Source organism: Chryseobacterium aquifrigidense, from assembly GCF_006716485.1.
GTDB lineage: Bacteria > Bacteroidota > Bacteroidia > Flavobacteriales > Weeksellaceae > Chryseobacterium > Chryseobacterium vietnamense.
Genome location: NZ_VFPD01000005.1, coordinates 123190 through 132149 on the forward strand (window position 1 = coordinate 123190; position 8960 = coordinate 132149).

Annotated in this window: 3 protein-coding genes; all 3 read left to right on the forward strand. The window is 38.8% G+C overall.

Features of this window, described 5'->3' with window-relative positions:
• Positions 1 to 46: 46 nt before the first annotated feature.
• Positions 47 to 7081, forward strand: a complete 7035-nt coding sequence (gene sov, locus FB551_RS22565; protein ID WP_142019002.1) for a T9SS outer membrane translocon Sov/SprA — start codon at positions 47 to 49, stop codon at positions 7079 to 7081.
• Positions 7082 to 7188: 107 nt separating this feature from the next.
• Entirely contained in the window at positions 7189 to 7566 is a 378-nt protein-coding gene (gene gcvH, locus FB551_RS22570; protein WP_047429251.1) for a glycine cleavage system protein GcvH, read from the forward strand.
• On the forward strand, positions 7541 to 7918 hold the full coding sequence (locus tag FB551_RS22575; protein ID WP_142018999.1) for a VanZ family protein: 378 nt from the start codon (positions 7541 to 7543) through the stop codon (positions 7916 to 7918). Before gcvH ends, FB551_RS22575 begins: the two co-directional genes overlap by 26 nt.
• Positions 7919 to 8960 lie beyond the last annotated feature (1042 nt).

Below are 8960 nucleotides of genomic sequence, written 5' to 3' on the forward strand. Positions count from 1 at the left end.
GAATAGTAAGCATCTTAACATATTTTTGTTCCTGTCGTTCCTGTGTATGTCTGTGAGTGCTTTTGCACAGGCACAGAAAGATACAGCGATCATAAGAAAACAATATGAAGTGGCTGACCCTACGAGGTATGAAGCCTATTACGATATAAAAACCGGGATGTACTATGTATATCCCAAAATAGGGAATACTATTACAGGTCCTCCTACAGCGATGTCTCCGGAAGAGTATAAAGAATATATGCTTGCCAGCCAGACAAAAGCTTATTACAAGGAGAAATCTGATAAATATAATCTCCTCTTCAGAAAAGACAGATCTGATGCGAGAAAGCAGGGATTAATTCCTTCTTTGTTAATTAATAACAAACTGTTTGAGACCATTTTCGGAGGCAACAAAATTGAAATCATCCCTTCCGGATACGCATCCCTGGATTTTGCAGGACTTTACCAAAAAATAGATAACCCGATGATCCTGCCTCAGAACAGGACCAGTTTTACCTTTGATATCGATCAGAGAATTCAGCTGGGATTATTAGGGAAAGTAGGGGAAAACCTTCAGTTAAAGGCCAATTATGATACCCAGAGTGGTTTTGCTTTCGAAAACAGAATGAACCTTGTATGGCAGGCAAAAGGAAGCTGGAAAGATCTTCAGAGTAAAGGTCTTGGAAATGTAGATAAACCTAATGAAGGAGGAGAAGATAAAATCATCAAAAGAGTCGAATTTGGTAATGTAAACATGCCACTTTCAACAAGTCTCATCCGTGGTTCCCAATCACTGTTCGGGGTGAAAACGGAATTCCAGTTAGGAAAAACATTTGGAACAGTAGTCCTTTCCCAGCAACAGGGAGAAGCTCGTAATATTGTAGTACAGGGTGGTGGTGTAATGAACAATTTCAAAGTCAACGCAATTGACTATGAAGAAAACCAGCACTTCTTTTTAGGACATTATTTCCTGAATAAGTATGACGATGCCCTGCTTAATTATCCACAGATCAATTCAACAATCAATATTACCAGAATGGAAGTCTGGGTACTTGATCAGGGGAACAGTAACCTGGCTTATCAGAAAAGTATTATCGGGATCAGGGACCTTGGAGAAGGACCTGGAGGAATTACACTGCCGGATAACTCTCTGAACGGTCTTTATGATGCTGTTTCATCTGTAGCAGGAACCAGAGAAGCAGGGAAAAACTATGGAACTATTTTCCAGGGACAGGTGCTTCCCGGAGATCCAACTCCTTATGACAATGGAGAACAGTTCATTTACAATACAAAAGCAAGAAAACTTAACAGTAATGAATTTACCTACCAGCCACAGCTGGGATATATTTCATTAAATCAAAAACTTAATGATCAGCAGCTTTTAGCCGTTTCCTACTCATATACCGTTAACGGAAGCAATAAAGTATACAAAGTAGGGGAATTTTCTGAAGAAAGTCCTGTACTGGTTACCAAAGTATTGAGAGTAAACAATAAGGTGAACACACAGTCTCCAATGTGGGACCTGATGATGAAGAACATTTATTCTATTGATGCAGGGCAGGTATCTCCCGACGGATTTATCCTTAACGTATACTACAGAGATCCAAAAACAGGAGGTAAAGTAAATTATCTTCCGGATACTCCTGTAAAAGATCAGAACTTATTGAAATTATTTAACTGGGACCGTCTTAATATGAACGGCGATATCCAGAACAATAAAGATGGAAGTAAAGGGGACGGTATTTTCGATTTTGTCAATGGGATTACCATCAGGCCGGAAACCGGAAGAGTCATCTTTACCAAAGTACAGCCTTTCGGTGCCTACATACAAAAAGCTTTGGGAGGAACTTTTGATCCTCAATACGTGTTTCAGGATCTTTATACCAAACAGAAACAACAGGCAATCTCCAGTAATCTTGCACAAAGGTATACCATGGAAGGCCGTTACAAAGGAGTTCAAGGACAAGGTATTTCTTTAGGTGCAGTAAACGTTCCTCAGGGATCGGTAAAAGTGGCTGCAAACGGAGTACAGCTTACAGAAGGTGTAGACTACACCGTAGACTATATGCTTGGAACCGTTACAATCATTAACGAAAATGTAAAACAGTCCGGACAGGCCATCAATATTTCACTGGAAAACCAGTTGACATTTAATACTCAAAGAAAAAGATTCTTAGGATTAAACTTAGAAAGAAGATTCAGTGAAAACTTTATACTGGGAGGAACAGTAATCAATTACTCTGAATCTCCATTAACCCAGAAAGTAAACTTCGGGCAGGAAGCGGTAAACAATACCATGGCAGGGATCAACCTGATGTACAACAATCAGGCTCCTTATCTGACAAGATTGACCAATAAACTTCCTATGGTAAAAACCGAAGCTCCATCCAACTTAAACTTTAAGATGGAAGCAGCTTACTTATTACCTGGATTGAATAAAGGAACAAACAATCAGTCTTACATTGACGATTTTGAACAGACAACCTCTAAAATATCATTAAAAGAACCGGCAGCATGGAGCCTTGCTTCAAAACCGGAAAAAAATACATTGCCGCCATTTAACACAGTTCCGGCCAATGATGACATAACAAGCGGATATGGAAGGGGATTATTAACATGGTATAATATTGACCCTAGATTCTGGAATGTTGGAGGAAAAGCTCCTTCAGGAATTACACCACAGTCTGTATCCAATCACGCTTCCAGAAGAGTACAATATTCGGAGATCTATAACAACAGAGATTTCGTAGCCGGGGAACAAACCTTTACAAATACTTTCGATATCTCTTATTTCCCTAAGGAAAAAGGACCATACAACGTAAACCCGTTGGCAGAACCGGCACAAAGCAGATGGGCGGGGATTATGAGATCGATCAGTGTTCCCAACTTTGTTACTTCAAACATTGAATACGTTGAATTCTGGATGATGGATCCTTATGCAGATGGTAAAACGCTGGGTACTGATCCAAAACTTTTACTTCACTTAGGAAACGTTTCCGAAGATGTTCTGAAAGATGGAAAAATGCAATATGAAAATGGACTTCCAACTCCAGGTAATCCTTCTTCTACAACGAATTCAAACTGGGGAACACAGCCAAAACAGCCACCAATTTTATATGCATTCTCTACAGAAGGAGATGAAAGAAAAACACAGGATGCCGGATATGACGGTCTTACTTCTGACCAGGAGGCAATGAGATTCGGAAATACATTTGTAAACCCGGTAACGAATATTGCTGACCCTGCAGTAGATGACTTCGTATTCTATCTTTCTGATAAGTTTACAGGAAGCCAGGCTGCTTCAGTGGTGGAACGATACAAATATTTCAGAAATCCTGAAGGAAACTCAGAAGCCAACTCTCTGAATGTAGCTTCTCAAACTCCGGATGCTGAAGATATCAATAAAGATTACAACCTTGATCAGACTGAAAACTATAACCAATATGTTATAAAGCTTGACCAGCCAAGTTTGTCACTTGGATCGAATAATATTGTAGATGTAAAAACAGTAAAAGCAACATTCCAGAACGGGCAGACTTCAGATGTAAAATGGTATTTGTTCAGAATTCCTGTAGCAAATTACGATCTGGCTGAAGGAACACACGAAGATGCAGTACTAAATAATGTAAGATTTGCAAGATTGATGCTGGCAGGATTTGAGCAAACATCTACGTTAAGATTCGGAACAATGGATCTTGTAAGATCAGACTGGAGAAAATATACCAGCAAAATTGCCAGTGTAAATGTTCCCAATTCCGACGAAGGAACGGGAACGGTGACAGATCCTAATTTTGAAATAGGAAGTGTGAATATTGAAGAGAATGCTTTGAATCAGCCTCCATATGTATTGCCTCCGGGGATCGACAGACAGGTATTGAGTGGAAATGCAGGAGCTCAGAGACAGAATGAAGCTTCACTTTACATGAAAGTAAAAGACCTTAAAACTGAAGCAAGAGGAGTTTTCAAAAATACAACGTTGGATATGAGAAGATACAAGAAGCTGAAGCTCTTTGTACACGCTCATGATCCATTAAACAGAGTAATTGGACTGGATGAGAATACCAAATTCTTTATTCGTTTCGGAAGCGATGCTACTGATAACTATTACGAATATGAATCATCTTTAAGAATGACTCCTACAACAGCAACAGCTCCTATGGAGATATGGCCAATGGAAAATGAAGTTGATTTTGACGTTCAGAACTTTGTAGATGCTAAAATCAGAAGAGACAAATCAGGTGTTGCAATTACCAATAGAACCGTGGATCTGGGATATCAGGAACCGTATAAAAATATTTATATCAAAGGTAGACCAAGTTTAGGAAATATTACCACTATCATGATTGGGGTAAGAAATGCAGATCCAAGAACAAACTCTACCATAACAAGAGTTCTTTGGGTAAACGAAATCCGTCTTTCTGAAATAGAAAATGATGGAGGATATGCAGGAAATGCCAGCTTAAACTTCAATATGGGAGACCTGGCAACAGTGAATGCCAATGCCTCTTATACCTCAGTTGGTTTCGGGAATATCGATTCAAAACCTGCGGAAAGAACACAATCTACTCAGTCGGCATTCAGTATTAATACCGCAATCAATGTAGATAAATTCCTTCCGGAAAAAACAGGGGTAAAAATTCCTTTAAACTATTCTTACTCGCAGACTATTGAAGATCCAAAGTACAATCCTCTGGATACCGACGTAGAATTCAATAAGGCTCCGAACAAGGATCAGTTGAAAAAAGTAGCGAGAACGTATACTCAACAGAGAAGTATAGGAGTCGTTAACATGCATAAGGAAAGAGTAAATCCAAATAAAAAGCCTAAGTTTTATGATATTGAAAACGTATCAGTAACTGCAGTTTATAACGATGACTATTTCAGAGATATCTACACCAAGAGAAACTACAGACAGTATCTGAGAGGATATATAGATTATAACTACACCTTTAAACCGTGGGTGCTGAAACCTTTCAACAAGATGATCAGCGATACGGCAAAATCTACAAAGTATCTTAGATGGGTAAAGGAATTCAATATTAATCCAATTCCAACAAGAATCTCTTTCAGAACTGAAATCGACAGAAACTATAACGAGCTTGAGTTCAGAAATGTGGAAGCAATCCTAAATGGTGACATGAACAGTAATTTCGATGCCATCAGAAACAGAAACTTCTTCTTTGGATGGCAGTACGGATTAGGATTCAATTTCACGAAATCATTGAAACTGGAAATCAATTCTGCAACCAGAACCTTGAATGATAATCTGGATGTAAATTCAATGGACAGCAAATCGATCTTCGGAAATGTATTCAGAGCAGGAAGACCGGTATTGTATAATCACAGAGCACAGCTGAATTATAAACTGCCATTCCAGTATCTGCCTTATCTGGACTTTATTGATGCAGAAGTCGGATACGGATTTACCTATAACTGGGCGGCAAGATCTACATCATTGCTTGGATTTACTGACCCTAATACAAACAAGACAGCGAGTTTAGGATCTGTGGGACAGAATACCAATGTGATTCAGGCAACAGCTTCTGCAGATCTTCCGAAGTTCTTTGGACAGTTTAACTATTTCAAAAATATTAATGCCAAACTTCAGAAACGCAGACAGGAGATGGACTCCCTGAATAATGTGTATGCAAAACAATGGGAGAAAAACAGATACAGATATAAGAAATATAAATTTAAGAATAAGCTTACTCCACTTCAAAGTGCTGCATTCTTCTTAACTTCTTTTAAACAGTTAAACGTAAGTTATAACGAAACGAATGGAACAGTGCTTCCGGGACTGATATCAGCACCAAACTGGTATGGATCCGGACAGACACTGGGAGGTCCTACACTTGGATTCCTTTTAGGATCGCAGGCAGACATCAGAAGAACAGTAATGGAAAACGGATGGGTGAGTGATTCCAATTATATGACAGATCCGTATGTAAAAATGTCGACCAAAGAATTGAGAGCAGACTTACAGGTGATGCCTATGAACGATTTAAGAGTGGATCTTAATGTGTTGCATACCTTCAACAGTAACTTCTCACATACAGGATTTAACTATACCAATGGTGGAGTTCCTGATACGGATTTTACATTCGCCAGCGAAATGATAACGTATTCCAATACTACGTCGCTTCTTAGCACATCATTTAAAGATGGGCAGGCAGTGTACCAGGCGATCAGAGAAAATGCAAGAGCTCTTTCCCAACAATTGGGAGGTCCTGGAGCAGTATTGGATAATAACGGATTTGCTCAGCACTATAGCATTGGTAATGCCTATGTATTGATCCCTGCCTTTAGAGCAGCGATGGAAGGAAAATCTGTAACACCATTAACTAATCCTAAAAAGTCAGGATTCCCGTTACCAAACTGGAGAATTACCTATTCAGGATTAAAAAATATTCCGATAATCAGCGGGCAGTTCACGAAGTTCGATATCTTACATGCCTATACAGCTACGTATACTGCAACAGGTATTCAAAGCAATGTAGATTATCATGGTAACCCAAACGGATATTATCAGACCGTAGATAATGCAGGTAATGTGATCAAAGACGGTGGGGATAAAATTAACCCGTATACATTCGCACAGGTTGGGTATGTAGAATCTTTCTCACCGCTTATTGGAGTGGATGTTACCATGAGAAATAATATGCAGTTCGGAATACAGTACAACAGAACCAGAATGATGGTACTGGGATTAGTTAACCAGACCCTAACCGAAGATGCAAATACAGAATATGTAGTAAGGCTGGGGTATATTGTCCGAAACTTCAGATTAGGAACAGCCAATATCAGAGGAAGAGGAACAAGAGGAAAAGGAAGTGACCTTAACATCAGAGGAGATATTTCATTAAGAGACAGTAAAACATCCATTATGAATATCCTGTTGAATGATGCCCAGGTTACCGGAGGACAAAGATTGATGAACATTAAACTTTCAGCAGACTACAATGTCTCCGAGAATCTGAACCTGAGAGTGTTCTACGAACAGATGACCTCAAAATACAAGATCTCCACAGCATTCCCGCTGTCTACGATCAGAGCAGGTATTTCAGCCACATTTACATTCGGAGATTCCGGAGGTGGATTCTAAAAATAATATAAACACAAAAGTCCTTCAGTTTTGAAGGACTTTTTTTATATCCAATATTTGAAGCTACTATATTTTTGAATACATTTGTACAAAATAAAAATTTAAAAATGAACACACCATCAGAATTAAAGTACACGAAAGATCACGAATGGATCAAGATCGAAGGTAACGTTGCTACAATCGGTATTACAGACTTCGCACAAGGAGAGCTTGGAGATATCGTTTACGTTGATGTAGATACTGTAGATGATGATCTTAATGGAGGAGACGTTTTCGGAAGTGTAGAAGCAGTAAAAACTGTTTCAGACCTGTTCTTACCTATCGCAGGAAAAGTTATCGAGTTTAATTCAGAATTAGAAGATCAGCCTGAACTGTTAAATACAGATCCTTATGGAAACGGATGGATCATCAAATTGGAAATTGCTGATGGAGCAGACCAGTCAGAGTTACTTTCTGCGGATGATTACAAAGCGATCATTGGATAAGATTTCAAAAATATTTAGTAAGATACTGCCCATTTATTGGGCATTTCTTACTTATATGCTTCTCAGACCGGGAGAAGAAAATCATGAATATTGGTTCATGTTCAGCGGTATCGACAAGGTATTGCATCTCAGTATATTTGCAGCCTTGGGTTTCTCTTTCATTGCCGCTTTCCCAAAAATAAAATTCTCCTATTTTTTCCAGATCATCCTTCTCTATGCTTTCCTTACCGAAATCCTGCAGGAAGAAATGGGATTAGGCAGATCAATGGAAACTTTAGATATAGTAGCAGATACAATCGGATGTCTGTTAGGATACTATACCTATAAGCAATTAGGCAAGCGTTTCTTTTAACACACTTCAAATCCATTACTATTTCCTACTCTTCTTTTATTCTCTCTTCACCAACACTCTTACCCTCTCACACTTTTTCACTTTCAAACTCTCCAACTCTCCAGCTCTCCAACTTTCTCAGGAGCTATTTCCTGCTATCCATTCATACTCCTCGCGCCAGCGCACTCCCACGCTCAGTCCCACCCACTCGCCAGCCCATGCTGCGGGGTAACCATTACTATCAGGGCTAGGGGAGGAGTTATCAATTATCAATTATCAATTATAAATGATGAATGATGATTTTCGGGGCAGGAGTGTACAGTGGTTCGGGTTATTGTGTTTCGGGTTTCAGGTTTCCATGTAGAAAAGGAACATTGGTATTGAATTTTCATATTCCTGATTTCTAGGGAAGCTGGTTATTGAGTATAAGCCTCTATTCCCATTGTGTCATTGTTCAGAAATCCAAACTTCTTTACAAAAGCTCTTAAAGGATGTAAGTTGGCAGGTTACTATCTAAGACTTTTTTAGCAGTTAGTATTAGCCGTGTCATGCTGAGCGGAGTCGAAGCATTTTATTAATTATGGGTATAGGATTTAAATCCTATTACTCTATATTATATATGATGTACTCTTTAACATTTCCCATCCTATATATAATATAAATACGACACCTTATTTGTGCAAATCCATGAGATCTGTAAATATTCAATAGGAACGGGCTTTAGCCCGTTTAGTAAAAAATAATTCCTTAGTTTGGCTTTAGCCAAAACTTATATATAGTGTATTAATTTAAAAAAAGCTCTACTATATAATATATATACCTTCTTTTGATCAATGGTCACCCTAAAAACCCCGCATCTCGCTCCCCCGCATCATCCATTTCCCCCCTCTCCAATGCTCAAACTCTCCAACCCTCCCACACTCTCACCCGATCCCCAAACAAATGTTTAAAATTTTTCACTCTGCTACCCAGCTCTTTAAGGCTTAATATTACAAAACGGTAAAATTTATGTTAAATAAAGTTGCGTGGTGTGTATGAAGTTTCTATCTTTGCCCCACTGAAA

Excerpts from the sequence above, each read along its gene's own strand:
- sov (WP_142019002.1), top strand. The coding sequence starts at position 47 with ATGTCTGTGAGTGCTTTTGCACAGGCACAGAAAGATACAGCGATCATA.
- gcvH (WP_047429251.1), top strand. The coding sequence starts at position 7,189 with ATGAACACACCATCAGAATTAAAGTACACGAAAGATCACGAATGGATC.
- FB551_RS22575 (WP_142018999.1), top strand. The coding sequence starts at position 7,541 with ATGATTACAAAGCGATCATTGGATAAGATTTCAAAAATATTTAGTAAG.